The organism is Candidatus Zixiibacteriota bacterium (assembly GCA_040752815.1).
In the GTDB taxonomy this organism is placed as follows: Bacteria; Zixibacteria; MSB-5A5; order GN15; family FEB-12; genus JAGGTI01.
This window is the reverse complement of sequence record JBFMGC010000012.1, coordinates 39,606-65,427: the sequence shown is the minus strand read 5'-3', so window position 1 is coordinate 65,427 and position 25,822 is coordinate 39,606. Positions and strand designations below refer to the sequence as shown.

The 25,822-nt window shown below is 57.3% G+C and carries 23 protein-coding genes; 7 read left to right on the top strand and 16 right to left on the bottom strand.

Translation table 11 applies throughout. The features are described 5' to 3' along the window. Nucleotides 1-1,011: OPT/YSL family transporter (locus AB1772_05075; protein ID MEW5795716.1), on the top strand; the 1,011-nt coding region annotated here is incomplete at its 5' end. A gap of 157 nt (nt 1,012-1,168) precedes the next feature. Here the strand turns inward: AB1772_05075 and AB1772_05070 are convergent. From AB1772_05070 to AB1772_05045, 6 genes are all read right to left on the bottom strand, one after another. Continuing rightward, nucleotides 1,169-2,074, bottom strand: coding sequence for a DMT family transporter (locus AB1772_05070; GenBank protein MEW5795715.1), 906 nt, complete (start codon nt 2,072-2,074; stop codon nt 1,169-1,171). Nucleotides 2,075-2,128: 54 nt separating this feature from the next. Then, entirely contained in the window at nt 2,129-2,926 is a 798-nt protein-coding gene (locus AB1772_05065) for an SDR family oxidoreductase (protein ID MEW5795714.1), read from the bottom strand. Next, nucleotides 2,926-4,293, bottom strand: coding sequence for a dipeptidase (locus AB1772_05060; protein ID MEW5795713.1), 1,368 nt, complete (start codon nt 4,291-4,293; stop codon nt 2,926-2,928). The genes AB1772_05065 and AB1772_05060 overlap by 1 nt, the downstream gene beginning before the upstream one ends. An 83-nt stretch (nt 4,294-4,376) precedes the next feature. Further along, nucleotides 4,377-4,901, bottom strand: a complete 525-nt coding sequence (locus AB1772_05055) for a ferritin family protein (protein ID MEW5795712.1) — start codon at nt 4,899-4,901, stop codon at nt 4,377-4,379. 23 nt (nt 4,902-4,924) lie between these two features. Beyond that, the gene (locus tag AB1772_05050; protein ID MEW5795711.1) at nt 4,925-5,722 is read right to left on the bottom strand and encodes a hypothetical protein; all 798 of its coding nucleotides are present in this window, start codon (nt 5,720-5,722) and stop codon (nt 4,925-4,927) included. After that, complete coding sequence (locus AB1772_05045; protein MEW5795710.1) at nt 5,719-6,651, bottom strand: ABC transporter ATP-binding protein; 933 nt, start codon at nt 6,649-6,651, stop codon at nt 5,719-5,721. Before AB1772_05045 ends, AB1772_05050 begins: the two co-directional genes overlap by 4 nt. 125 nt (nt 6,652-6,776) lie before the next feature. Between AB1772_05045 and AB1772_05040 the strand changes: the two genes are divergently transcribed. From AB1772_05040 to AB1772_05030, 3 genes are read left to right on the top strand one after another with little or no spacing between them, the layout of a single operon-like run. Beyond that, nucleotides 6,777-7,511, top strand: a complete 735-nt coding sequence (locus tag AB1772_05040; protein ID MEW5795709.1) for a DUF1573 domain-containing protein — start codon at nt 6,777-6,779, stop codon at nt 7,509-7,511. A gap of 30 nt (nt 7,512-7,541) precedes the next feature. Further along, nucleotides 7,542-7,745, top strand: a complete 204-nt coding sequence (locus tag AB1772_05035; GenBank protein ID MEW5795708.1) for a hypothetical protein — start codon at nt 7,542-7,544, stop codon at nt 7,743-7,745. An 18-nt stretch (nt 7,746-7,763) separates the two neighbouring features. Continuing rightward, nucleotides 7,764-8,294: a hypothetical protein gene (locus tag AB1772_05030; protein ID MEW5795707.1), complete on the top strand. Its 531-nt coding sequence runs from the start codon at nt 7,764-7,766 to the stop codon at nt 8,292-8,294. 215 nt (nt 8,295-8,509) lie between these two features. Here AB1772_05030 and AB1772_05025 read toward each other — a convergent pair whose 3' ends face one another. The 10 genes from AB1772_05025 to cobO form a co-directional block, all read right to left on the bottom strand. Then, on the bottom strand, nt 8,510-9,943 hold the full coding sequence (locus tag AB1772_05025) for a GWxTD domain-containing protein (GenBank protein MEW5795706.1): 1,434 nt from the start codon (nt 9,941-9,943) through the stop codon (nt 8,510-8,512). An 18-nt stretch (nt 9,944-9,961) separates the two neighbouring features. Then, complete coding sequence (locus tag AB1772_05020) at nt 9,962-11,299, bottom strand: GWxTD domain-containing protein (GenBank protein MEW5795705.1); 1,338 nt, start codon at nt 11,297-11,299, stop codon at nt 9,962-9,964. A gap of 199 nt (nt 11,300-11,498) precedes the next feature. Further along, a complete protein-coding gene (locus AB1772_05015) occupies nt 11,499-12,749 on the bottom strand; it encodes an ABC transporter permease (GenBank protein ID MEW5795704.1) in 1,251 nt (416 codons plus the stop codon). Nucleotides 12,750-12,788: 39 nt separating this feature from the next. Further along, on the bottom strand, nt 12,789-14,003 hold the full coding sequence (locus AB1772_05010; protein ID MEW5795703.1) for an ABC transporter permease: 1,215 nt from the start codon (nt 14,001-14,003) through the stop codon (nt 12,789-12,791). A gap of 47 nt (nt 14,004-14,050) precedes the next feature. Continuing rightward, the gene (locus AB1772_05005) at nt 14,051-15,277 is read right to left on the bottom strand and encodes an ABC transporter permease (protein MEW5795702.1); all 1,227 of its coding nucleotides are present in this window, start codon (nt 15,275-15,277) and stop codon (nt 14,051-14,053) included. Between the two features lie 13 nt (nt 15,278-15,290). Further along, the gene (locus AB1772_05000) at nt 15,291-15,998 is read right to left on the bottom strand and encodes an ABC transporter ATP-binding protein (protein MEW5795701.1); all 708 of its coding nucleotides are present in this window, start codon (nt 15,996-15,998) and stop codon (nt 15,291-15,293) included. Further along, nucleotides 15,995-17,326: an efflux RND transporter periplasmic adaptor subunit gene (locus AB1772_04995; GenBank protein MEW5795700.1), complete on the bottom strand. Its 1,332-nt coding sequence runs from the start codon at nt 17,324-17,326 to the stop codon at nt 15,995-15,997. Before AB1772_04995 ends, AB1772_05000 begins: the two co-directional genes overlap by 4 nt. A 25-nt stretch (nt 17,327-17,351) precedes the next feature. Further along, a complete protein-coding gene (locus tag AB1772_04990; GenBank protein ID MEW5795699.1) occupies nt 17,352-18,647 on the bottom strand; it encodes a TolC family protein in 1,296 nt (431 codons plus the stop codon). Nucleotides 18,648-19,172: 525 nt separating this feature from the next. Further along, nucleotides 19,173-20,126, bottom strand: coding sequence for a thioredoxin-disulfide reductase (gene trxB, locus AB1772_04985; GenBank protein ID MEW5795698.1), 954 nt, complete (start codon nt 20,124-20,126; stop codon nt 19,173-19,175). Between the two features lie 93 nt (nt 20,127-20,219). Then, nucleotides 20,220-20,765 (bottom strand): cob(I)yrinic acid a,c-diamide adenosyltransferase, encoded by a 546-nt coding sequence (gene cobO / locus AB1772_04980; protein ID MEW5795697.1) that lies wholly within the window; start codon nt 20,763-20,765, stop codon nt 20,220-20,222. Nucleotides 20,766-21,016: 251 nt separating this feature from the next. Between cobO and AB1772_04975 the strand changes: the two genes are divergently transcribed. From AB1772_04975 to nifJ, 3 genes are all read left to right on the top strand, one after another. Beyond that, on the top strand, nt 21,017-21,463 hold the full coding sequence (locus tag AB1772_04975; protein ID MEW5795696.1) for an Rrf2 family transcriptional regulator: 447 nt from the start codon (nt 21,017-21,019) through the stop codon (nt 21,461-21,463). Nucleotides 21,464-21,549: 86 nt separating this feature from the next. Next, nucleotides 21,550-22,116, top strand: a complete 567-nt coding sequence (gene dcd, locus AB1772_04970) for a dCTP deaminase (GenBank protein MEW5795695.1) — start codon at nt 21,550-21,552, stop codon at nt 22,114-22,116. 38 nt (nt 22,117-22,154) lie between these two features. Next, the gene (gene nifJ, locus AB1772_04965) at nt 22,155-25,772 is read left to right on the top strand and encodes a pyruvate:ferredoxin (flavodoxin) oxidoreductase (protein MEW5795694.1); all 3,618 of its coding nucleotides are present in this window, start codon (nt 22,155-22,157) and stop codon (nt 25,770-25,772) included. Nucleotides 25,773-25,822: the final 50 nt, after the last annotated feature.

Genomic DNA, 25,822 nt, shown 5'->3' with positions numbered 1-25,822 from the left:
CGCATTACCGGTGAGATCGGGTCATCATCTAATCCTATTTCCGGTATGACGGTCGCCACGCTGCTCATAACCTGCCTGCTGTTTCTGGCGGTTGGCTGGACCGGAGTATCATATAGAGCCATGGCGCTCTGCACGGCGGCGATAGTGTGCATAGCCGCATCGAATGGCGGAACGATCAGCCAGGACCTCAAGACCGGGTTCCTGGTCGGCGGAACACCTAAACATCAACAGCTGGCCATCATGATCGGGGTAGTCTCCAGCGCACTGGTAATCGGGCTGGTGGTAATCGGTCTCAATAACGCCTATACGACTGTCGTACCGATTCAGTACCCGGAATATGTCGCGACCACTTGTACCTCGGACAAAACCCAGGCGGGTCCTGACGGCAACACTTACCGCCTCCATTACGTCACCGAACCGGTCGGCAACGTGCTGATCGGCAAGTATCTCGTTGACGAAGCCGGTAAGATCCAATACCTGGTCGACCCCGGCATCGCCGGCACGATTTCCGAAGTCGACGGCAAGCCGGTGACCAAACTCGATTCACCGAAGGCACGTTTGTTCAGCCTTATCATCGACGGCATCCTGACCCAAAAGCTCCCCTGGGGGCTGGTATTGATCGGCGTCTCCCTGGCATTGTTGATGGAACTGGTCGGTGTGTCATCGCTGCCGTTTGCAGTCGGGCTTTATCTGCCTTTGTCAACCTCAGTGCCGATTATGGCAGGCGGTATGATTCGCACTCTGGTGGAACGCAAGACAAGGGGCACGGCGGCGGAATCGGAGTTTTCACCCGGCGTGCTGATGTCATCCGGTTTTATCGCCGGCGCGGCGATTATGGGCATTGTGGTGGCCGGTCTGACCGGCGCGGGCTGGAACGAGGCGATCAATTGTTCCTCCTGGGTGGGCCACCTGGCCGAGGCTGACTGGTTCGCGCTGATCCCGTTCGGCCTTCTGATGTTCTGGCTCTACCGGGTGGGGACATCGGATAAGAACAGCGGCGCAGCGAAGTGAGCCCTGTAGGTCGGGATTCTTGCGGTCCCGACAGCGTCGTTTCTGTGGGCGGCCCGCCGCGGCGGATCCTCGTCTACCCCTTGCGTGAACAATCCTGGCCGGGCAGACCAGGAGGTCAGCCGCGCACAAAGAGCCGGGGCATCTGTCGGGTACGTCGTCATAGCTCCGTCACCAGCACGCCCGCGAGCACAATCGTTCCGCCGATCAGGAATCCGGCGCTCAGGCTCTCTCCCAGAAACAGGTAGGCTGCCGCCGAGGCCAGGATTGGCTGCGTGTTGTGATAAACCGCTATTCTCGAGACCTCCACATGCTTAATCAGCCAGTACCAGAGCACATAGACCAGCACCGACAATCCAAGAGCCATATACACGACAGAACCCCACGCCCCGGGCGTGGCCTGGGAATAATCGTACTTAAAAGCGAAATAAAGTCCGAACGGGAAATAGACAACCGAGCCGGAGGCCAGGGCATACGCGGTCACTCGCAGCGCGCCGTACTTGCGAACTAACTCTTTTCCCAAGACTGTGTAGTATCCCCAGGCGATCACCGAGATGAAGATTATCAGATCTCCTGCAAGGTACTCACTTCCGAATTTAGCCAGACCAGACCACATGATTGTCATCACTCCGACCGCGGCCATCAAAATGCCGAGCGCCCGTCGCCAGGTCGCCTTCTCCCCCAAATGCACCACCGCCAGCAAAAACACGCACACTGGTGTGGTCGAAAACAGAAAGGCCCCGTGTCCTGCGCCGGTGAGCGACTGCCCCCACAAAAACAGCGTTTGGTTTAGTGGAATCACCAAAATGCCCAGCAGGATAATCCGCCACCAATCGCGTCTGTCAACGGGCGCGCTGCCCGGCCTTAGGCGAACCAAAGCGAGCAACACCACTGTTGAAAGCAAATACCGATAGAACGCAAACGTAAACGGCTCGATAATGCCCAGCCCGTACTTGGCGATAGGATAGCAGATGCCCGCCACTGCTTGCAGTACGACAACTGCACTAATCAGTCTCCAGGTTTCGGGACGAGTTGACGGAAGTTCGGCAGGGGAACTCAAAGCCATGATGTTCTACCGTACTCCGCTGCGAGAAGAGGTCGGGATGGCCAGCATCCCGACCTACAAAAGGCCGCGATGCCAGCCGCCATCGACCGGGATCGAACATCCGGTGATATATGCGGCGCGATCCGACGCCAGAAATGCGATCAGCGCTGCCAGCTCCTCCGGCTTACCCAGTCGGCCAGCCGGCACGGAACCGACAAACCCCTGCATTGCTTCTTTGGGGGTCACACCGGCAGCCCTGGCACGAGTCTCCGCGAGTGACAGCAGCCGTTCGGTAGCGGTGTATCCGGGGCACACAGTATTGGCCGTGATGCCGTCTTTGGCATAGGTATTGGATATCGTCTTGCAGAAACCGGTCACCGCCGAGCGATAGCTGTTGGACAGGATCAGATCATCGATAGGCTGAAGCACTGCCACCGATGTGATGTAAATCAGTCTGCCCCAGTGGCGCTCGATCATTCCGGGCAGTATTGCCCGCGTGAGGCCGACCGCCGATTCCAGCAACAGATGTCCCGCCTCGCGCCAGGTATCGCCACTGTGATCGAGAAACATGCCGGCCGGCGGACCACCGGTGTTGGACGCGAGAATATCGATCATCCCGTCGGCCAACTGCTCGCGCGCCGCATTGATAACCTTCACCCGGTCGGCGGACTTTGAAATGTCACCCACAGCCAGGCCAGGTTTAACCCCCGCGGCCGCTTCGATTTTCCGCGCCGCGACTTCAAGCCGTCCCTGGTCACGGCCGTTGATCACCACCTGCGCCCCTTCCGCAACTAAGGCGGTCGCGGTGGCGGCCCCCAGTCCGGCTGAGGCGCCGGTCACGAGCGCCCGCTTCCCCTTCAGAGCGAGATCCATTACGCTTTCACCCCCGCGAGTTCAAACGGAAGCGCGGCCGCGGTCAGGCAGCCCCGTTGGAAATCGCGCAGTTTGAAGCGCTCATTGGGCGAATGGATGTTGTCGTCGTTCTGGCAAAAGCCGATCAGCAGCGTATCGAGACCGAGGATATTTTTGAAATCGCCTACAATGGGAATCGAGCCGCCTTCCTTCATGAACACCGGCGCTTTGCCGAATCCGGCCTTGATCGCCCGCGCCGCGGCATCGAGCCAGGGCCCCTCGTGGGGAACAACTACGGCTCTCGCCCCGCCGTGCTTGTGGACTTTGACTTTGACCGACCTGGGGGCGATCCTCATAATGTATTTCTCCAGCTTGTTGCAGATATCCATCGGATCCTGTCCCGGCACGAGCCGCATGGTGATCTTGCAGGAGGCATACGACGGGATAATCGTCTTTGCGCCCTCGCCCTGGTAGCCGCTGGTTATCCCGTTTATGTCGAGAGTCGGGCGTGACCACGACCGCTCGTAAGTTGTAAACCCCTTCTCTCCGTGGAGCGCCGGGATTCCGAGCGATTTGAGATACTTTGTCTGGCTGAACGGCAGCTTCTTGAACTGTGCCCGCTCCCACGCGGAAAGCGGTTTAACGCCGTCGTAGAAGCCGGGAATGGTCACCCGGCTGTTTTTGTCGTGGAGTTTGGCGGCCAGTTCACACAGGATATTGGCCGGATTGGCGATCGCGCCGCCGAAAGAGCCGGAGTGAACATCGCGCGCCGGGCCGTAGACAAACAGCTCGGCGGCGGCGATACCGCGAAGACCGAAAGTTACGGCCGGCAGCGTGGGGCTGAACATGGCGGTGTCCGAGACCACGGCGATATCGGCTTTAAGTTTCTTGCGGTTCTTGCGTATCCATGCCGGCAAGTGCGCCGAGTGAACCTCTTCCTCACCCTCGAACAGCAGCTTCACATTGATAGGCAGACTTCTGGTAGCCTTGAGGACCGCCTCAAGACCTTTGACATGAATGAACAACTGGCCTTTGTTGTCAGCCGAGCCCCGTGCCCAGACATAACCGTCGCGAATCACCGGTTCGAACGGCGGTGATTTCCACAGATCGAATGGCTCCGGGGGCTGAACGTCGTAGTGCCCGTAGTATAGCACGGTCGGCGCCTTCGGACCCACCATGTAGTCTGCGTAAACCAGGGGGTGTCCGCCGGTGGGACAGGCCTCGGAGTTGAATCCGATATCGCGCAGATGCCCCGCCAGCCAGTCGGCGCAGGCGATCATGTCCGGCTTGTGTTCGCTTTTCGCGGAGACCGACGGGAACTTGAGTAACTGGAAGAGTTCGTCCAGCCGTTTGGCTTCGGTTTGTTGAAGATATTCGACAGGCGTCATGTCAAAGCTCCTTAGACTTTGTGACAAATCAGGGCCGAATATACGCGGCCGCCTCCCGTGAGTAAAGCCATTAAGCGGACGATTTATTTGGAACGCCCGTGGCGGCGAAACCAAGCGGCAGGATCCTCGGCAAATTCGAGACAGGAGCCAAGCACCTGGGCGTGGATTTCCTCCTCGCCCACCAGCCAGCGATAGAAGTCACGGGCCTTGTCGCTGGGGGTCGTTTCGATCTGCTTGCGGTAGAATTCCTCGGCGCCGTTTTCGAACCTGATAGCGAAGCGAAAGGCCTCGATATCAGACAAAGTCGGTTTGATCTCGTCGCGGAGGTTCGCCAGCTGATCATTAAATTCGAGCAACCGCTTGCCCGGATCGGAGGGCGGAATTTCGGCGGCCGCGGCGCTTCCCTTGTCCTCTATGGACGCATAGAACTCGCGGATGCGCTCAATATGTCTTTCTTCCTCAGCGGCGAGAAACTCGAAAGTCTGGCGGGCGTGTCGCCCCGACGCGCGCCGCGCCGCCTCGAGAAATAACTGCCGCCCCTCGGTTTCCATCTGGAGCGCGGTCCGCAGCGGCTCCAGGAGTTCATGTATAAGATCTCGGTCAGGCATGGCACAACATCCCATCTAATGCGTCAGTAATCACGACGTTCGAACACTCGGATCGACGCATATCCCACAACAGTAGCAAAGAGCAGTGAGCTCCAGAGCGGCAGCCAGCTTTCTATCGGACGGCCGGAAGCAAGGTTGGCACCAATCTCACCCATCTGGCCAGTCTTGGGCAATACATAGTAGAATGCGTCGACCGTGTAAGCTATCGCTTTGTTGGCGACAATCTGGCCAAACTGCTCGTGCAACGAAAGCAGGTTCTGGGCAACCCACAGGCAGAATGCAAGCATCATCGCCCACGACCCCGACCCCGTCAGGACTCCGATCAGTCCGAGTACGCTCAGCCAGACCGTGAATTCCAACAGCGACACGCCAAAAAGCAGCAGCACGCGGATATCGAAACCACCGTGAATTAGTATCGAGATTACGTACACGAGACTCCCGCAGAGTACAGCCAGAAGCCCGTAGACGACCCAGATCGAAAGTAGTTTGCCGATCAGAAACCGGTGTCGCGAAAATGGTTTCGACAGGTAGAACTCGGCCCGACCCTTTTCGAGCGCCCGAGGAATCAGGCCGCACGACGCAATAACGACGAAAAACAGGTAGATCGACATCACGAACGCAATCGCCGCCGTTGTCCGAGTTTGAACGAGTGTCCCCCCTGCCGGTTCCGGGGGAGCCTCACCAGAGGGCAACGTCAAGCTCTCTCTGACTTCCCACGAAGCCCACACGCCTATAAGCATCACGACCGTAATCACGCCGAAGAGAATGAGTATTCTCCGGCTGACGAGTTCGGCCAGGGTGTCGCGGACAAGGGTACTCATGCCGATTCTCCCGGGTACTCGCTGACCGCGTCGACAAACGAGCGCTCGAGTGTAAGCCTTGCCGGCTGCACCGACCAGATGTTTATGCGATGAAGGCGAAGCTGATCAACCACGAAGTTGATATTCTCAGGCCGCACCAACTCAATGGTTAGGCCAGTGGTCTTTATCAGAACGATCTTACCAATATTCTCGGGGACGTCGATCTGAATATTGCCGATATCCGCCTCTATTTCGTAGACGTTATCTCTGACAGTCAGTTCGTTGACGGTCGCCACTTTGACCAGTCTGCCGCGCGAGAGTATCGCCACCCGGTCAGCCACCAGCTCGACCTCGCCCAGCAGATGGGAATTGAGGAAGACGGTTTTGCCCTGATCGCGAATCCGCTTGAGAACATCTCGTGTTTCCACCTTGCCGATAGGGTCGATTCCGTCGGTAGGTTCATCGAGAATGACAATATCGGGATCGGCTATCAGAGCCTGGGCGAGGCCGATGCGCTGGGTCATCCCTTTGGAGTACTTGCTGGTTTTGGTGTCGGCCCACTTCCCCATGCCGACCAGCTCCAGAAGCAGGAGGCTACGATCTGCGATGGTACTTTCAGACATGCCGGCAAGTTGCCCGGCCAGCCGCAAGAGACCGCAGCCGGTCAGGTGTTCGGGGAAGCGCGGGTTCTCCTGCAGGAAACCCACCTTGGAGCGAGAGGCGGGGTCGTCCGGGCGAAGCCCATTGATGAGAATATCGCCCGCAGTCGGCCGGGTGATTCCGAGTAGGGCCTTTACCAGTGTGGTCTTCCCGGCCCCATTGGGTCCAAGCAGGCCGAATATCTCTCCCTGGTCGACACCGAGCGAGACCTGATCAAGCGCCACCACGTTGCCCTTTTTAAGGTGCGTGGTATAGACCTTGGTTAGGTTCTGAACTTCAATCACACGCATAAATCGACCACCCGGTCCAAACAGCCCATTTTAGACCGGTCAGTGGCTGAAAACAAGCTAAAACAGGGCAAAACGCCTTGACCAACCTGGGCGCATACAATAAGTTAGACGGTTAGAGTAAAACCATGCGGCTCACAATCGGTCTTGTTCTCATACTTGTCGGTTTGGCTGTACCGACTGTCGCTGCGGATTCGGGCTTTCGAGTGGACAATACCGAATTCGACTTCGGCCTGCTGCCGCCTAACGCAACGGTGGTTCACCGGGTTTGGCTTCAAGGAGGCGAAAGGGATACAGCCAGGGTGACGGAGATAAAGACCGGCTGCGGCTGCCTGACCAGCACCGCGGCCGAAACTATCATCCTGCCCGGAGACAGCATGGGGGTTGTACTCTATTGGCAAACAAGAGGATCGCTCGGACCCCAGGAGGTGTCGGCTTACCTGTATGTCGAACTAAGCCCTTTCCCGGTAGAAGTACCGTTGAAAGGAAACGTAGTAACGCCGTCTTCGCCGAATGCATCTCTTGTTTGGACACCGACGGTACTGGTGCTGGCCCGGAATCAGGAAGCGAGTACCAGGCAAGTCGTGCAGATGGTGAACAAGCGCGGGTCAGAACTGAAGGTCAGTCTAATCGAGACAGGCCCCGGCATTAGCGTGGTGTTGCCTGAGACCATCGATCCCGGGACCCCGGCGACCGGTTATGTCAGCCGTAGTTCCGACGGGCCACCTCCACCGTTTGAAAGCTCCTTTACTATGGAGTTGGCCGGGAACCAGGAGGCGCCGTTTCGGGTAACAATACCCGTGGTTTGCGGAGACTTCAGTTTCCGTCCGGTGTTTACGACAACAGAGAATAGCGCGAAGTAGATTCTTAACCCATATTGAGTGGATCAAGCGATGACCAAACCTCTACTGACGGTTTTGATTTTGGGACTGGCTGCACTCGTCAGCGCGCCGGTTATGGCGGCGCCGCTGATGGAGCTGTCCGAGACCGAGTTCGACTTTGGATATGTCCCGCAAAACTCCGAGATTACCCACGTCTTCTGGGTCTACAATCGGGGCGCAGACACGCTGAAAATCGAGAAAGTGAACCCGGGTTGAGGCTGCACCAAGGCTCCGTTGGAAAAATCGGAGCTTGCTGTCGGTGACAGCACTGCGCTTGAAATCATCTTTAGTACCCGGACTTACAACCAGAAGGTTACCAAGCGGCCGCGTATCACTACCAACGAAGGCCCGCCGGATAAGACGGTGTCGATTTCAGCCGATGTCATTCAGCGCCCGGACTCGACCTACCCGATCATCATCAAGCCCTATAAGCTGGATATCTCCCAGTTCGGCGACAAGGTGCGGGATAAGATGAAGTTCACGATCACGAATGCTGCCGACGAGGAGTTGGCGCTCAAACTCGTGGCGGATCTGCCCCAGTTCGCGGAGATCACGCTTCCGAAAAAGATCGGCCCCGGTGAAACCGCCAGCGGCGAGATAAAGCTCAAGCCGCAGGTGCTCGAGCGTTCGTTCGAGAAATCCTTCACGATCGAGGTCGAGAAGGACAAGGGGATTCGGTTCACAGTGCCCGTGAAGCGGTCGGTTAAGGAGCCGAACGCCGCGAAGACCGGCGAGACCTCCCAGCCTGCGAGCAGCTCGCACTGATTGTCCCTCGCTCCCGACGGTACCCAAAAGCCGTCTTACAAGTTAGATCTGATGCGTCAGAACCTGCTCCGGGCCCGACTCGCTCAGCGGGTCGGGTTCGGAGTGTGGCCTGCAGCGACTCTTCTTGATTATTGCACGGTCGGGCGACCCTCCGCGACTGACGTACATAACGCGACAGAGCCGGTTCGGCACCGCCGAATGCAAGCCACAACTCCCTACTCCACCAGAATCTCCCCGGCCTTAAGGGCGGCATCCCACCTTTTGTCGAACATCTCACCCTCCATAGTCGAATGGACGAGGTTGAAGTTGCCGAAGCCGTCTTCGTCCTGAAAGACAAACACCTTCCCTTCCTTCAGCTCATAGTACCACCAGAACTGCACCGGGTGGCCGCTGGTTGGGTGCGAGTAGTCGTCGAGCTTGTCGGGTGGGCCGTAGGTCATGTAGATCCGCCCCCGCTGAGTATACCAGCCGTCGGTCTTTCCCTCCTCGACCGAGAAGAAATTGTTGCAGTATACGTATCGCTCGTACATTTCGAGCCGGTTTTCAGGCAGAGGAGTGGTCGGGTCCGGGTCCCTCTCCTCCCAGAATCGCTTTGCAAACTCCCGCTTACCGTCGTCGGTGAGTCCCACGAGTGCCCTCTTTTCAACCGGCGAGAGCACATAGTAGAACAGGCGCAGTTCGGTCTCAAGATCAAGAGCGCCGACCGGGTCCGTCCCGTTTCCGCCGGAACCCTGCGCCGGCGCGGGTGCGGGAGCCACAATCGCAAACGGAATCTCGCTGCTGACCTCCTGCCCGGCGGTACGATCCGCTGCACTTACCTGAAGCGTGTACGAACCGGGAGCCCAGCCCTTAATCTCGAACGACTCAGCCAACACCGCCGACCTACCCGGCTTGCGCCGAGACTTTCCGGACGGGGGCAGCACGGTGCTGCCGGCGGCATCAGTTACGCTCAGAGCGGTCTCGAAACTTGAGGGCGCCAGTGAATCATACCTCAGATTGTACAGCTCGGCATAGACGAAGGCCACCGAGTCACGAGTCGAGTATGCAGCAACCGGGTTAGTCCGAACCTCGTAGCCGTTCCTGGGCACGCCGATGCCCATGGCGGGAGACTGGCCGACATACGAAATCTGAAAAGCGAGACACTTACCTCCAAGCGAGAGGCGGTCTTTCACCGGCGGCTCGACGTTGATCCGGTCAATAAAGTGCTCCCCCTCCCGCTTACTGACCGCATCGATCACGCTCAGCCGCGCGGAGTAGATCCCCGGTTGGACCACCAGCACTAAGCTGTTGAATAGACTATAATCAGCCTTAGAGGCTTCGGATGAATCGCTCACCGCCGCCGAAAAGTAGGTATTGGCGGAGTCCAGGGGAAGACCGTCGACACCATACAAATTGATTTGTGCAAAGATGCGGGCATAGAGCGGCCCACCCGCCAGGCTATCAGGCCGGTAGAAAGAATATTCGCTGCGATTCAGCACGAACGGAAATTCCAGCAGGACCAACGAGTCAAATTCCGGCCGGTTGAAAACAACCGTACTTCCCCTCACCGTGAGGGGCCGTCGGCCGGGCTGAGCCTGAGCGGCTCCGGCCGCAATGACAAGAGTGGTCAGCATTATCCATACTGTCGGTTTACGCAGAGTTACGCGCATAATCGTGTAACCGCCTGATTAGAATCCGACTGTCGTGCCGAGCCCGTCGTACGGATACTGCAGGCGGTAGTCTCCATCCTCGTTTTCATCTATGAACAAGAAACGCCTATTGGGCGAGATGCTCGTGTAGTACCATACCTGATAGGGACGACGGTCAGGCGAGAAGGGCTCGTTGACGAGATAATCCGGCTCTCCGTACTGGATGTATATGCGGCCCCGGTCGGTCCGCCAGCCCTCGCGCTGCATGACACCGAACCGTTCGTTGGCAATTCGCACGCGATAGTAAAAGGCCGTTTTCGCTTCGTTTTCGGGCGTGCCATCGGTGGGGTCACGCTCCAGCCAGAACTGGTCGAAGGCCTTTATCCGTTCTTCCACAGTTTCCAGCTTTTCCATGTCGCCGACATCAACATCCTCCGCAAACAGCTCGAGCTGCCGCACCACCGCTTTCCAGTCGTTGCGGATCATCCCATCCTGTGTCCAGGCGATGCGAAACATCTGATCCCTGGCAGCCAGCTTCTTATTACGCCGGCCGAGCAACGATATGACCAGTTCATACTCGCCCGGAAGCATCCGGTCGAGCGATATCTCCCGAAGCTGCCGTTCCGGCTCGCGGCCTATAGAAAGATGCAGAGTGTCGCGGTAAACCATTCCTCGGCGATAGTGCCGTACCTTGGTCTCCAAAACCACCTTCTCGGAGTCCTCGTCGCCGGGATACACCTCGAAGTAGTACGCGATTCGGTCACCGGCTACCGCTCCGAAGGTGCGGTGCACCGACGGCACGACCAGGATGTCACCCTTGGAAAAAACGCTCTCCTGCCCGTTTCCCTGCTGGAACGCCTGGGCGAATTCGATTTCCGATATTTGCGGCGGCTTGCCGATCAACGAGTTTAAATCCACATCCATCTCCCGGTGACTCTGGCGTCCGGAGGTCTGGTCTTTCATCTCGAAACTGACCTGGTACTTGCCCGGCGCCAGATCAATATTGATCTGGCTAGTGCGGAAGTCAATCCTGGTGCGCGCTTCCTCGTCGGCGCCCAGGACAATCTGCCGGTCGCGGGTGAACGACTGAATCTGCCGCCCGTCCTTGCCCGTCACCGTGACCGTAAGCTCGTAGCGCGCGGTGTAGTTCTCGCCGCTGAGAGAGAATGTCAGTCCGCGATGGTGGATTTGGTAGTAGATTTCCAGGCGGACCAGGTCCGGGTCATCGGTCTTGAAATAAGCGTAGTCGGCAAGCAGGTGATCGTCAAAAGTTTCAATTTTCCCCTCGGGATAGCCGAACTGCGCCACAACCGAGGGCACCAGCAGAAACAACGCCATCGCGGCCACGGTAGTTCGCACGGTCAGGTTTCTTACCATACTTTCATAACCCCTTGCGGGTTGGCTCGTTCCAATCTAAGGGCGTCGGGAATCGCGGGCAATAATCAAAAACACTGACCGCGGATGGAGTCATGCCCTTCCGCAAGATGGCCGACCGTCGCAGGGTCAGGTCCGCCGGGCAGGGTCACCCGACAGCACGTGGCGCGAGCAATTTTTTCTACGCTACCCCGGTTCGGAATCACTCGTACCGGAGAGCCTCTATCGGATCGAGGCGCGCCGCCTTGAAAGCGGGATAAACTCCCGACACGAGTCCGACCGACACCGACACCACAAATCCGACGACGATCCAGAATATTGGCAGAGTGACGGGGAAACCGAAGGAATTGTTCAAGATCAGTCCAAGAGCGACCCCCACCACCACCCCGACTACACCACCAAGACCGGAAAGGGACATCGCCTCGGTCAAAAACTGTAGCAGGATGTTGGATCGCTTGGCGCCGATTGCCTTGCGGACACCGATTTCGCGGGTGCGTTCCGTGACGGAGACGAGCATTATGTTCATTACCCCGATACCCCCGACCAGCAGGCCGACCGAGGTAATCACGATCATGATGACATAGATGACATCCGTTATCTGTTCCGCCTGCTCTTTGAACTGTTCCTGCGTGGAGAGATGGAAGTTGTTGGGGTTGCCGAACGGGACGCGGCGGTGTATACGGAGGGCCTGTATGATTTCCTCCATCGCCTGGGGAATCTTCGCGCGCGTTACCGCCCGCACCTCAAGGGTCAGCGCCTTGTCAAACGGCAGCCACTTGGCGTAGGTGCTGAGCGGAATGCTGATCAGCCGATTCCAGTAGTCGTTACCGAAATTAGATTCGGCCTCTTCGTAGACACCGACCACCTCGAACTCGCGGTTCTTCAAGCGGACAAACTTTCCGAGCGCATTCTCCCCTTCAAACAGGACTTTCTCGATTTCCGTGCCGATCACGCAGACTTCGGTGCGGAATTGGATATCGGTCTCGCTGATGAACCGACCGGACCGCATATCTATATCGCGAACCTTAATCAAATCAGGCCAGGTGCCGTTGAACGTAGCATTCGAGAACTTGCGGTTCTTGTACTTGAGATCGTTGCCGCCGTCAAAAAACCAGTGATTCTGCGGCGCCACGCCGTCCACCGACGGGCAATTGGCCAGAATTACTTCGGCCTCTTCCTCAGTCGGGTACGGCCTGCTGCGCTCCTCCTCGGTGAGGTCATCGTAATCCACCCCGGGCCCAAAACGCTCGACCATGATGACATTGGAGCCCATCATGTCGATCTCGGCCTCGGCCGCCAGGTTCAGACCGTTGACCACCGAGGCCATCGAAATCACCGCTCCCACCCCGACCATCACGCCAAGGATTGTCAGGAACGATCGAAACTTGTTGGCCCGTACGGACGCCAGCGCCATATTGACGGCGTCGCGTATTTCTGCGGGAGAGAGAAGCATTACCGAATAACCAACATGTGCAAACAGTCGCGTCGGACTTCATTCATAGCGCAAGGCTTCGATCGGATCAAGGCGCGCCGCCTTGACAGCCGGATACACACCCGACGCCAGACCTACTGACACTGATACGACAAAACCGATCACGACCCAGGTAAACGGCAGTGTCGTGGGGAAACCGAACGCGTTGTTTAGAACTAACCCGAGAATCACGCCCACTATCACCCCGATCACACCGCCGAAACCAGAGAGCGACATCGCCTCGGTCAGGAACTGAAGGATGATATTCGACTTCTTGGCGCCGATCGCTTTGCGCACGCCGATTTCACGCGTTCGCTCCGTAACCGACACGAGCATGATATTCATCACTCCGATACCGCCGACCATCAGGCCGACCGACGTGATGACGATCATTACAATATAGATCACATCGGTGATCTGCTCGGCCTGCTCCTTGAACTGGTCCTGGGTCAGAAGCGCGAAGTTGTTCGGCTTATCAAACGGCACCTTGCGATAGATCCTCAACGCGGCGATTATTTCTTCCTTGGCTTTTTCGATCTCCTGATAAGACCGCGCGGAGACGTCAAGTGACAACTCCTTTTCCCACGGAACAAGCTTGGAAAACGTGGTCAGCGGTATGCTCACCAGTTTGTTTTCGAAGGAGTTGCCGAAATTGGATTCGACTTTTTTGAATACTCCCACTACCTCAAACTCGTCGCCGTTCACCCTGATCATTCTGCCGACCGGCTCCTCATCAGAGAATAGCCCTTCCGCGACCTCGGAGCCGATCACACAGACCATGCGGCGGAATTGCAGGTCGTTTTCCACGATGAACCGGCCGGACGACATGTCTTTCGTGCGCACGCGCACAAAATCGGGCCAGGTGCCGTTGAAGTTCAAACTGGTGTACTTGCGATTCTTGTACTTCGCTTCGTTTCCGCCCGGCCGAAAGTAATAGTTGTGTGGTGCGACACCAGTGACCGTGGGACAATTCTCCAGTATGGCACGGGCCTCTCCTTCGGTGATAGGCGGGCGGTTACGTTCCTCATCGGACAGATCGTCGAAATCGACATTGTGTCCGAACTTGTGCACCATGATGATGTTGGATCCGATGCGATCGATTTCTTCGTCGGCGGCGAGGTTCAGGCCGTCGATCACCGAGGCCATGGAAACTACAGCCCCAACTCCGACCAAAACCCCCAAAATCGTTAGAAACGAGCGGAATTTGTTCGCCTTGACTGATGCGAACGCCATCATTACGGCGTCTCTTATCTCGACCGGTGACAGCAGCACTGCATTGCCCTCTACTCGTAGCTCAGGGCCTTAATCGGATCGAGCCGAGCCGCTTTCATGGCCGGGTAGATGCCGAAAATGAGGCCGATCCCGGTTGACACGCCCAGCCCCGCCCAGATGGCCAGCGCCGACGGACTGATATCGACCTCCGCCTGTCCCGCGAGGATGTTTGCGATAATATAGCCCAGCCCAACACCGACCGCTCCGCCGGACATGGTCAACATAACCGACTCAAACAGGAACTGGAGCAGGATGTGCCTTTGCTTGGCGCCGATCGATTTGCGGATGCCGATCTCCCGTGTTCGCTCGGTCACCGAAACCATCATGATGTTCATAACCACGATCCCGCCGATCACCAGCGAGATCCCGGAGATACCTATAAACACAAGGCGAAACATAAGAGTAAACTGATTGAAGCGCTCAAGAATGCTCGCGGCGGTCTCCATATCGAAGTCGTCCGGCTGGTCATACGGCACTTTCCGGTGAGTCCGCAGGATAAGGCGAACCTCATCCATCGCCTCCTCAAGCTTTTCCACGGAAACGGCTTTGATCGTAAGGAAAGTCCCCCGGCGATGCGGTTCGCCGAACTGTCGGATATGAGTAGAGAGCGGAATGACCGCAAAGTCATCCTGGCTCTCGCCGAAAAACGTGCCGCGTTTCTTGGCGACCCCGATTACAGTGTATTTCTGGGCGCCGATGCGGATAACCTTGCCGATCGGGTCGACGCCCTCGAAAAAAGTCTCCCGAAGTAGGTCTCCGATAAATGTGACATTGCGCTTGTACCGGTCATCCTCCGCCGAGTGAAACCTCCCCTGGGCGATTTCGATATCGACGATGTCAATGAAGTTCGAAGTGCCGCCCATAATAGTGATGTTCCGCAGTTTCTGGTCGCCGTAGCTGACTCGGGCCTCATCAAAGAGGCGCGGCGATACTTTGTCGCATAGTTGGCAGTCTTCCTCAATGATCTCGGCCATGTGGAGTGTTATGGGTCGGCGCTTGACTTTCTCCAGGAACTCGTCCTCCGAAAACGCCGTCATCATCTTGGCGACCATAAAGGTGGACGGCCCCAGCGATTCGAAAGCTTCCTCGATTGCGCCCACCGCGCCCTCAAGAAATGACATGATAGTCATCACCGATGTCACGCCAAAGATGATCCCTACAAACGTGAGTCCCGAGCGGAGTTTATTTGCCAGGAGTGCGCCCCCGGCAATTCGTATGAGTGAGCGCAGGATGACCATAACCGCTCAGCCCTTAGTGCACTTCCTGACGTTCCTGATCGGTGACGGCAACGTCGCTGGCGATCTTGCCGTCGAGAATCGACAGCACCCGACGAGCGTGCCTGGCCACCGAGGCCTCGTGGGTCACGGTTATGATCGTGTTCCCCTGGCCGTGTAGTGTGTCAAAAAGCTTCATGATCTCTTCGGACGTCTTGCTGTCAAGATTGCCGGTAGGTTCATCGGCGAGGATGATCGACGGGTTATTCACCAGCGCCCGAGCCACCGCCACACGCTGCCGCTGGCCGCCGGAGAGCTCGTTCGGCTTATGCATCACTCGGTCGCCTAATTCGACCTTTTCCAGCGCGGTACGCGCCATCCGCACGCGCTCAGCCTTGGGCGTACCGTTGTAGATTAGCGGGAGCTCAACGTTGTGGAGTGCGGTGGCCCTCGGCAACAGATTGAACGTCTGAAAGACGAAGCCGATTTCCCGGTTTCGGATATTAGCCAGTTCGTTATCGTTCATCTCCCGCACCCGCTTGTTGTTCAGCCAGTATTCCCCCTGGGTGGGTGTATCGAGGCAGCCGATCAGGTTCATCAGGGTGGATTTGCCCGAGCCTGACGGCCCCATAATTGCCACGTACTCGCCTTTCTCGATGGTCATCGACACCGAGCGCAGCGCGTGAACCCGCTCCGCACCCATAACGTAAGTCTTCCACAGATTGTCGGTTTCTATGAGCGTCATGACCCGGATTCCTGCTTTGCACCGTCGCCTTTGATGATTTCAACGTATTCGCCGTCCTTGAGCGTCCGAAGCACACTGTACGGACCCGAGACCACCGAGTCGTTTTCCATCAGACCCTCAGTAATCTCGATATCTTTCTGACCGGCAATACCGGTCTGTATGGGAACGAACCGCACCAATCCTTCGCGTATCACGAATACACCCTTAATGTCCTTACGCTCCTCGTCCCCCTCCGCTTTGCTCGTGGTGTCGGTAACGTTACGGAGGCTGTCGTTCTCGGCGGCCTGCACTTCGCCGACACCGCTGTCACCCGACCGTTTACCCTGCCGAGCGGCCTCAAGCGAATCCAGATCGTAGTTGCGGGTCACGACCGCCGCAAACGGCACCGCCAGCACACCCTTGCGCTCGTTGGCCGTAATATCAACCGTTGCCGACATTCCCGGACGCAACCGCGGGTTGGCATCAGTGAAGATAACCTTCACTTTGAAGTTCGTCGACTGGTCCTGCGTACCCATGCCGACCATTACCGCCGTATTACCGATTTCGATAACTTTGCCGACGAACGATGTATCCGGAAAAGCATCGACTTCGATCTCGGTATACTGATTCAGATCAATCTTGTTGACCTCGGTTTCATCGACTTCGACCTCGACTTCGAACAGGCTCATATCCGATATGGTCATCAGGGTTTTGCCCTGAGTGAACGCGGTCTGGCCGGCGGCTATCTCGCCTACTTCGCAGTCAAGGAACGTGACTACGCCGTCCATCGGCGAGACGATCTTGGCCTTGCGAAGGCGATCGAGCTGCTTGTCGTAGGCGGCCTGCGCGCCGTTGACCTGCGCCTCCCACATCTCGACCGTAGCCCTGGCGTTCAAATAAGCATAGTGGGACGTGTTGAGTTCCGTCTCGGAAGCCAGCTTCTGTTCGAACAGTCTCTGCCGGCGTTGGTACTCCTCCTCCGACTGTTTGAATGACGCTCGTGCTCCGTCAAGACTGGCGCGGGCGCCGTCGAGTGAATACCGTGCCTGGTGAACGTCGGCCTGGATCTGAATCGTGTCCATCACGATCAAAAGCTGGCCCGCGCGCACCGGCTGACCCTCGGTTACCCTCAGGGCGATTATTTCGCCGCTGATCTCGGACGTTATGTCAACCTTGGTCTGCGGCTGGATTCGGCCCGACGCGGAGACCTTCTCAATCAGGTTCTGCTTGGCCACCGTGGCCGCATTGACATTGATCGTCTTGCGGCTGTCCGACGTAAGCGTGATATACGCGAACACGGCGACTATCACGACCACGCCGATGATGATCCAGACTTTCTTCTTCTTCATAATAAACCGCACCCTCTGTTTGCGCTTACATCTTGCCCATGGCGTTCTCGAGCCTGGCCACCGCCAGGTTGAGATCGAATTGCACCCGGATGAGCGCCACCTGGGCCTCCTTCAGCGACACCTGCGCCGTCAGGAGGTCAAGTATCGTGGCCGCTCCCAGATTGTATTTTTCCTGCGTAATGCGAAAGTCCTCTTCGGCCGCGGCGACATTCTCGGTGGAAACCTCGACCTGTTTCTTCAACTGGGCGATTTCGAGATATGAAGATTTAACCGAGGCAATTGTAGAATTCCGCGAGTCGGCCAGATCGGCCATCGAGTTGTTGCGGAACACCTTGGCATCGGTGACCTGCTTTTCGCGGAAGAAACCGTCGAAAATGGGGTAACTTATCCGGAAACCCCACGTGCGCTCGTTGCTGGAGTAATCAAAACTGGTCGGGTACGCCTGAGTACCCTCAAAACGGTTAAAACCGAAGAAGAGCGACATCGTCGGCAGATAACCGGACCTTGCAGCCCACAGTGTGTGACGCGCCTCGTCCGATGTCTTCACGGACGACAACAGGCGGGGATTGTGCTCCAGACCGAACGCGATCGCTTCATCAAGTGTACCTGCATACTCGCGGACGCGGAAATCAGTGGCGAACTGGTGATCGTCCCTGGGATCAAGGCCTATCGTGTACGCCAAGTCGGCTTTTGATTGGATCACGGCATTAGTAGCCCGCAGCATCGCCAACTGATCGTTGCCGTACTGCACTTTTTGACGGAGCACGTCAGACTTGGACGCAGAACCAAGTTCGAACCGGGACTCGATGAGTTTCAACTGCTCTTCGGCTCTTTTGACGGCTTCCTCCTGAACCGAGATATTCTGTTCCGCCGCAAGGTAGGCATAGTAGGCAACTTTCACGGCGGTAATCAGGTCCTGTTCGGAGGCCAGCACATCGAGTTGCGAGCTCGCCTTGGCTGCCGACGCAGCCGCATACTGAAACCAGTCACCCGGTGCGAAAACCGTCCAGGAGCTATTAAGATCCAGCGATTTGCTCGGCCCTTTGTCCTGTTCAGTGATGTCACTGAGCGGGTTTTCGATGTTAGTTTCCTTACCCTTGGAGTAGCCGTACGATGCCCGCAGATCAGGCAGGAATGCCCCCAGCGCGGCCAGCTTGCGGGCCGAGGCAGAGCTCTGCGCGCCCCTCGCTCTTATAATTGATGCCCGCTTCTCCAACGCCAGTTCGATGCAATCATCCAGGGTCAACTCGGCCGCTGAGGCCGCTGCGGAAAAACATGCCGATGCCAATACAACGATAAACAGTGAGGTCACCCGCTTCATCTATAACTCCTTCATTCAACGCCGTTGCCCTGGCAGCAATCGTCGCTTAGTGATATGACAGCCGATCAGCCGCCCAGGTTGCGTTTCGGTTTCTTCCTGATACCGGAATTTTTAGAATCTCCAGTGTCTGCTTCAATCATCCTGTGGTGACTATCGCGTCGCCGGCTGTCGATGCACTTGGCATCGCCCGACCATACTCTACCAACCCTTAAGACGAGACCCAGCCACACAGGTTTCGTTAAGGTACGTTAATCTTACACCTGACACGAGAGGTTATTCAATGAAAATCGGATCGGCCCAAGTATGCCTGGTGGCCCACCCACTTGTCGCTGGCATGGCAGCACGCCCCGGTGCCCCACCCGCTTGCGGGCGGGGTAGGGACACACCACGAGATCGCGAAGATGTCCGAACCAACCCGCCAGGCGCAGGGTTGGTTTCGACCTTCCTAAACTCCCCGGATGAACTTTGCACAGATGTGGTCGACCCAGCCGAGACAAGAGCCTGCCGCGAGAACTGAAAACGACTTCACACCCGGTGGGCGACTTTGTCTTCCAACTGTTCGATATACTTTTCCGCCGCGACCGCGGCCGTGGTGCCGTCGCCCACGGCGTTGGTGATTTGTCGGACCAGTTGCGAGCGCACGTCGCCGCAGGCGAAGATTCCGGGGACCGATGTCTCCATTTTATAATCGGTTATGATGTATCCCCCGGCGTCGGTTTTCAGCCCGCCGCGTACAAGCCCCGAGTTGGGCCGGAACCCGACAAACGGAAAGACCGCGCCGATATCGAGTGTGGAAGTCTTCCCCGTCTTGATGTTCTTCAGCGATAGGCTGCTCACCTGCCGACCGTTGCCGTTGATGCTTTCCACCACGGTGTCCCAGATAAACTCCATTTTAGGATTGGCGAAAGCGCGCTGCTGAATGATCTTTGCCGCCCGCAGTTGGTCGCGCCGGTGGATGACATAGACCTTCGTGCCGAACTTCGTCAGAAAGGCGCCTTCCTCGACCGCCGCGTCACCGCCGCCAACTACCGCTATCATCTTGTCGCGAAAAAAGGCGCCGTCACAGATCGCGCAATATGAAACCCCCTTGCCGGCGTACTCCTGTTCGCCGGGCACACCCAGTTTCACCGGCGAGCCACCAGTGGAGAGAATGACCGCACGGGCGCGGTAGGTATTCCCTGAGGAGCAAAGGACCATGCGGTCATCGCCGTCGACGTAGACTTCTTCAGCCTTTTCGGTGACGATTTCCAGCCCGAAACTGCGAGCGTGGTCGGCAAACTTCACGGACAAATCCCCTCCTGAGATGTGCTCGAAACCAATGTAGTCCTCGACTTCGGCGGTGTTGGCGATCTGACCGCCGGGGATGCCCATCTCCAGGCAAACAACCTTGCGCCGTGCCCGCGCCGCATACAGGCCGGCACAAAGTCCGCCGGGCCCCGCTCCCACAATTACAATGTCATACTGTCTTTCTTCAGCCATTAACCAAATCCTCGCTCTCGGCCAAGATTATATCGTAAGGTTGTCAACACCCTCACATTCGATTTGTTCGCCGCAACGTATTCGCCCAATCGGCTACCAGTCAATGCCCTTCTGGGCGAGAACCCCTTTCTGGAACGGATGCTTCACCTCCCGCATCTCGGTGACCAGGTCGGCTATTTCCAGCAGCCAGTCGGGGGCGCCCCGCCCCGTAATCACGAGATGCTGCTTGTCACTGCGACAGGCTAATAAGTCGCGCACGGCGTCAGCCGAAACCAGGCCGAGATCCATCGCCACGTTCAGTTCATCGAGTATGACCAGCGGAAACCGGCCGGACACGAGAATCTCCTTCACCTGTTCGAGCCCTTCGCGGGCGGCCTGACGGTGGACCTCGATATCCTTGTCATCGTCAATTATACCCACAAAGCCCTCGCCGACAACTCGCAGCTCAACTTCAGGGGCTAACCTCTTTATCCCTTCCAGCTCACCGTACTTCCAGCTTCCCTTTACGAACTGTATCACGCAAGCTCTCCACCCGTAACCCACTGCGCGAACGCACATTCCGAGCGCAGCGGTGGTCTTGCCTTTGCCATTGCCGGTATATACTATTAACAGGCCTTTTTTTTCACTTTTTCCTGCCATTTTGACTGCCTTTCCAAACCCCAAATTAGGCAATGCCGAACCAAAGAAAAAGGGGTTTCTTTGAACTATTGGCCCTCCTAAGGTTATAAACGATAACAGAAAAACAGTTAAGTTTGAGAAAAAAATAACAAACAAAAACGATTGACTTAACTGTCTATTAACCTATCTTGCAAATAAGACGGAGGCGACGCCGTTCGGCTGTCGGCTGCGTGAGATTGGACGGCCGACGGTGCCTGGGTAGAAAGGCTGATATGCAGTTCACCAAGGCCGAAGAGTACGGTATTTTCGGAGTGCTGTATCTCGCGGAGACCGACCGCGCCAAAGTGGTGCCGTTGTCGGAGATCTCCCAGGCCAAAGACATCCCGGAGAAGTTCCTGGCCAAGATCTTCCAGTCGTTGTCCAAAAACGGAGTAATCAGGTCTCACAGGGGCGTTAGGGGTGGTTTCTCCTTGGCCAAGGACCCGAGCGAAATCACTCTCAAAGAGGTCCTCGAAACGATCCAGGGTCCGTATCATCTTATGCGCTGCACCGAAGACAAGCGGGCTTGTATCAAGGACCCCAGCGAGTACTGCGCCCTGCGCGAGGTCCTGGTGCTCGCCGAGAAGAGACTGCTCTCCGTTTTTGAAGAGCTGACGCTGGCGGACATGGTCAAGTGGCAGAGGACAGAAGCGCCGCCATCACGGGCACTGGTGGTCTGAGAATGCCACATCAGCGGTTTACTTTTGAGACGATTTGAGTTATCGTCCCGCCCACGATTGTAGAAAGATGCGACTGAGAAGTGCCCATGGGTGTAAAGTCAGACCGCTGGATTCGAGAGATGGCTGCACGCCATCGGATGATCGAACCGTTTGAGCCGGGCCAGATAAGACGCGGTATCAGCTACGGGGTGTCGGCTTATGGGTACGATTTCACTCTGGCCGACGAGTTCAAGATTCCCGACCTAAGCAAGATCAGCGAGCTGGATCCCAAATCCGTCAATCCGGACAGTTTTGTGACCTGCCGGGCGGAGTCGTTCCTGATACCGGCCAATTCCTTTGTCCTGGGGCGGAGTCGCGAATATTTCCGCATTCCTCGCGACGTCGTTACCATCTGCACCGGCAAATCGACCTACGCCCGCTGCGGCGTGGTGGTCAACGTCACTCCGTTCGAACCGGAATGGGAAGGATTTGCGACTGTATCGCTTTCCAACACGGGTCCCCGACCGGTGAGGGTGTATGCCGGCGAGGGAATCGCCCAGTTGCTGTTTCTCGAGGCCGCCGGGGTCTGCGAGGTATCTTACGCGGACAAGAAAGGGAAGTATCAAGCTCAGAAAGAAATCACCTTGTCAATGAACGACGAGGATAGTCGATAAACTGGTTGGGTTGAAATGCGATTGAATTGGAGTTTGTAATGACAGAACAGACGCTTCAGAAGGTTAACGACAGGACTGAGAAATCCACCGGAAAGCGTCGGATGGTTACTATAGACGGTAATACCGCGGCGGCTTATGTAGCTCACGCCACCAACGAAGTTATCGCCATATACCCCATTACTCCCTCATCGGACATGGGCGAGAAATCCGATGCCAAATCGGCCCGGGGCGAGAAGAACATCTGGGGCACGGTACCGACCGTGGTCGAGATGCAGTCCGAAGGTGGCGCGGCCGGAGCAGTGCACGGCGCCCTGACTACCGGCAGCCTGACGACAACGTTTACAGCCTCCCAGGGGCTGCTGCTGATGATCCCGAACATGTACAAGATCGCCGGCGAGATGACGCCGACAGTATTCCACGTATCGGCCCGCGCGCTGGCCACCCATGCCCTTTCGATATTCGGAGATCACTCCGATGTCATGTCCACCCGTTCGACGGGATTCGGGCTGATGGCGTCGGGCTCTGTGCAAAATGTCATGGACCTGGCCCTGATAACCCAGGCCGCGTCGCTGCGCAGCCGGGTGCCGTTCGTGCATTTCTTCGACGGCTTCCGTACGTCGCACGAGGTTTCCAAGGTCGAACAGGTCACTTTCGATGACATGCGCAAGATGCTCCCGCAGGAATTGATCGATGCCCACCGATCGCGGTCGCTTTCGCCGGACCGCCCCACGATCAAAGGCACGTCACAAAATCCCGACGTATTCTTCCAGCATCGCGAGACCATAAACAAGTACTACCTGGCCGCACCGCAGATTGTCCAGGAAGAGATGGATCGATTCGCGCGCCTGGTGGGGCGGCAATATCGCCTGTTTGATTATGTCGGCCATCCCCAGGCTGAGCATGTGGTGGTTATCATGGGAACCGGTGCCGAAGCCACTCACGAAGTGGTCGATTGGCTGGTGGCTCGCGGCGAAAAGGTCGGGATGATTAAGGTTCGGCTTTACCGGCCGTTTTCGGCGGAAGCTTTCGCCCGGGCACTGCCCGCCACGGTCAGGCGGATCGCGGTGATGGACCGCACCAAGGAGCCGGGCGCGGTCGGCGAGCCGATGTACACCGACGTGCAAGCGTCAATCAACGAAGCGATGGACTATGGCTGGGCCCGGTTTTCCGAGCGGCCGCTGGTAGTCGGAGGTCGCTACGGCCTCGGATCGGGCGAGTTCAATCCGCCGATGATCAAAGGCGTTTTCGATAACCTCAAGGCCCTGGCCCCGAAGAACCACTTCACGGTCGGAATTGTGGATGATGTCACCCACATGTCGCTTGCGCCTGACGATTCGGTCGATCTCGAAGGCGACAATTTCCGCGGCCTGTTCTATGGCCTGGGGTCTGACGGCACGGTCGGCGCCAATAAGAACTCGATCAAAATCATCGGTGAAAACACGGACTACTACGCCCAGGGGTACTTTGTTTACGACTCGAAGAAAGCGGGCGCGGTGACGGTATCTCATGTCCGCTTCGGCAAGGACATCATCCGCAAGCCGTATCTTATCAAGTCGGCGCAGTTTGTCGCGTGCCACAACGAGTCATTTCTCGAGAAGTACGAGATGGTCGAGAAGCTCTGCTCCGGCGGCACTTTCCTGCTCAATTGCATGACCCCGGCCGAGAAGGTCTGGGATACTCTTCCACGTGAGGTCCAGGAACAGTTGATTGCCAAGAAGGCAAAGTTCCACGTGATCGACGCCATCAAGCTGGGCAAGGAGCTCGGCCTGGGGGCGCGCATCAACATGATCATGCAGACCGCCTTCTTCCTCATCTCCGGGATACTCCCGCGGGATAAGGCAATTGCCGCTATCAAGCATGCCATTGAGGAGACCTACGGCGACAAGGGCGAGAAAGTAGTCAACATGAATTTCGCCGCGGTGGATGCTGCCGAGTCGGCTATCCACGAGGTCAGAATTCCCGCCAAAGTCACGGCCACCAAGAGCCGGCCGGCAATTGTACCGGAGGATGCCCCCGAATTCGTGAAGTACGTTACGGCCGAGATAATCGCAGGACGCGGCGACCAGTTGCCGGTCTCGGCGTTCCCGGACGACGGCACCTACATGACTGCGACCACTCAGTACGAGAAGCGGAATATTGCGGTCGATATCCCGGTGTGGGAACCGGAGGTCTGCATCCAGTGCAATATCTGCGCGATCGTTTGCCCCCACGCGGCGATTCGGCCCAAGATCGTGGAGAAGCAGGACCTCGAAGGCGCCCCGCCGACCTTCAAGTCCATCGAGGCCATGAAGCCGCTCAAGGGCAAATACTATGTCCTGCAGGTAGCTCCCGAGGATTGCACCGGCTGCGAGATATGCGTCAACGCCTGCCCGGCGTATGTCAAGGACGCTCAGGGGCAGAAGACCGAGCGCAAGGCGATCAATATGGCCCTGCAGGCGCCGCTGCGCGGGCAGGAAGCCGCCAACTGGAAGTTTTTCCTCGACAAGCTCCCGGAAACCGACCAGACACTCATAAATATCGAGACCGTCAAAGGCTCGCAGTTCGTCAAGCCGCTCTTTGAATTCTCGGGCGCCTGTTCCGGCTGCGGCGAGACCCCGTATATCAAACTGATGACGCAGCTTTTCGGTGACCGCGCCCTTTGCGGCAACGCTACAGGCTGCAGTTCAATCTACGGCGGCAACCTGCCCACGACACCCTATTGCCAGAATGCCGATGGCCGGGGCCCGGCCTGGTCCAACTCGCTTTTCGAGGATAACGCCGAGTTCGGTTTCGGCATGCGCCTGACCGCCGACAAGCTGCAGGAGTATGCGCTCGAACTTACCCGGCAGTTGGCTCCCGATCTCTATGAGGGATTACTCAAGGCCGACCAGAAAACTCAGGCCGGTATCAACGAACAGCGGCTTAGAGTCGTGGCCCTGAAGCAACGTCTGGCCCGGCTCGACGGCGACGAGAAGGCTCGCGCGCTGTCCACGATCGCCGACTTTCTGGTCAAAAAGTCGGTCTGGGTAATCGGTGGCGACGGCTGGGCGTATGACATCGGCTACGGCGGATTGGATCATGTCATGGCGGCAGGCAAGAATGTCAACGTGCTTGTGCTCGACACCGAAGTGTACTCCAACACGGGCGGCCAGATGTCCAAATCAACACCGCGCGGCTCCACAGCGCAATTCGCCGCCGCCGGCAAACCGACCCCCAAGAAAGATCTGGGCATGATGATGATGTCCTACGGGAACGTTTATGTCGCCCAGGTTGCTTTGGGGGCGAGCCACAACCAGACGGTTAAAGCGATGGTCGAGGCCGAGCAGTACGATGGCCCGTCGATCATAATCGCCTACGCCCACTGTATCGCTCACGGCATTGATATGGCCGCGGGGCTGACCAATCAGGAGAAAGCTGTCAAGTCGGGTCACTGGCTCCTATATCGATACAATCCGGAGCTTTTGAAGAAGGGCGAGAATCCTCTCAAGCTCGACAGCAAAGCGCCGAGCATCCCCTTCCGCGAATTCGCATTCGCGGAGAACCGTTTCCGCCAGTTGGTGGCCAAGAACCCGGATCGCGCCGAGATGCTGATACAGTTGGGCCAGGAGGACTGTGACCGCCGGTGGAATTATTACAGCCAGATAGCGGCTATGAAATACGGTCCGGTCCAAGGCTAAGACCGACAATTGGTTCGAAAACCAGAGGCGGGTGCTATGGGGCGCCCGCT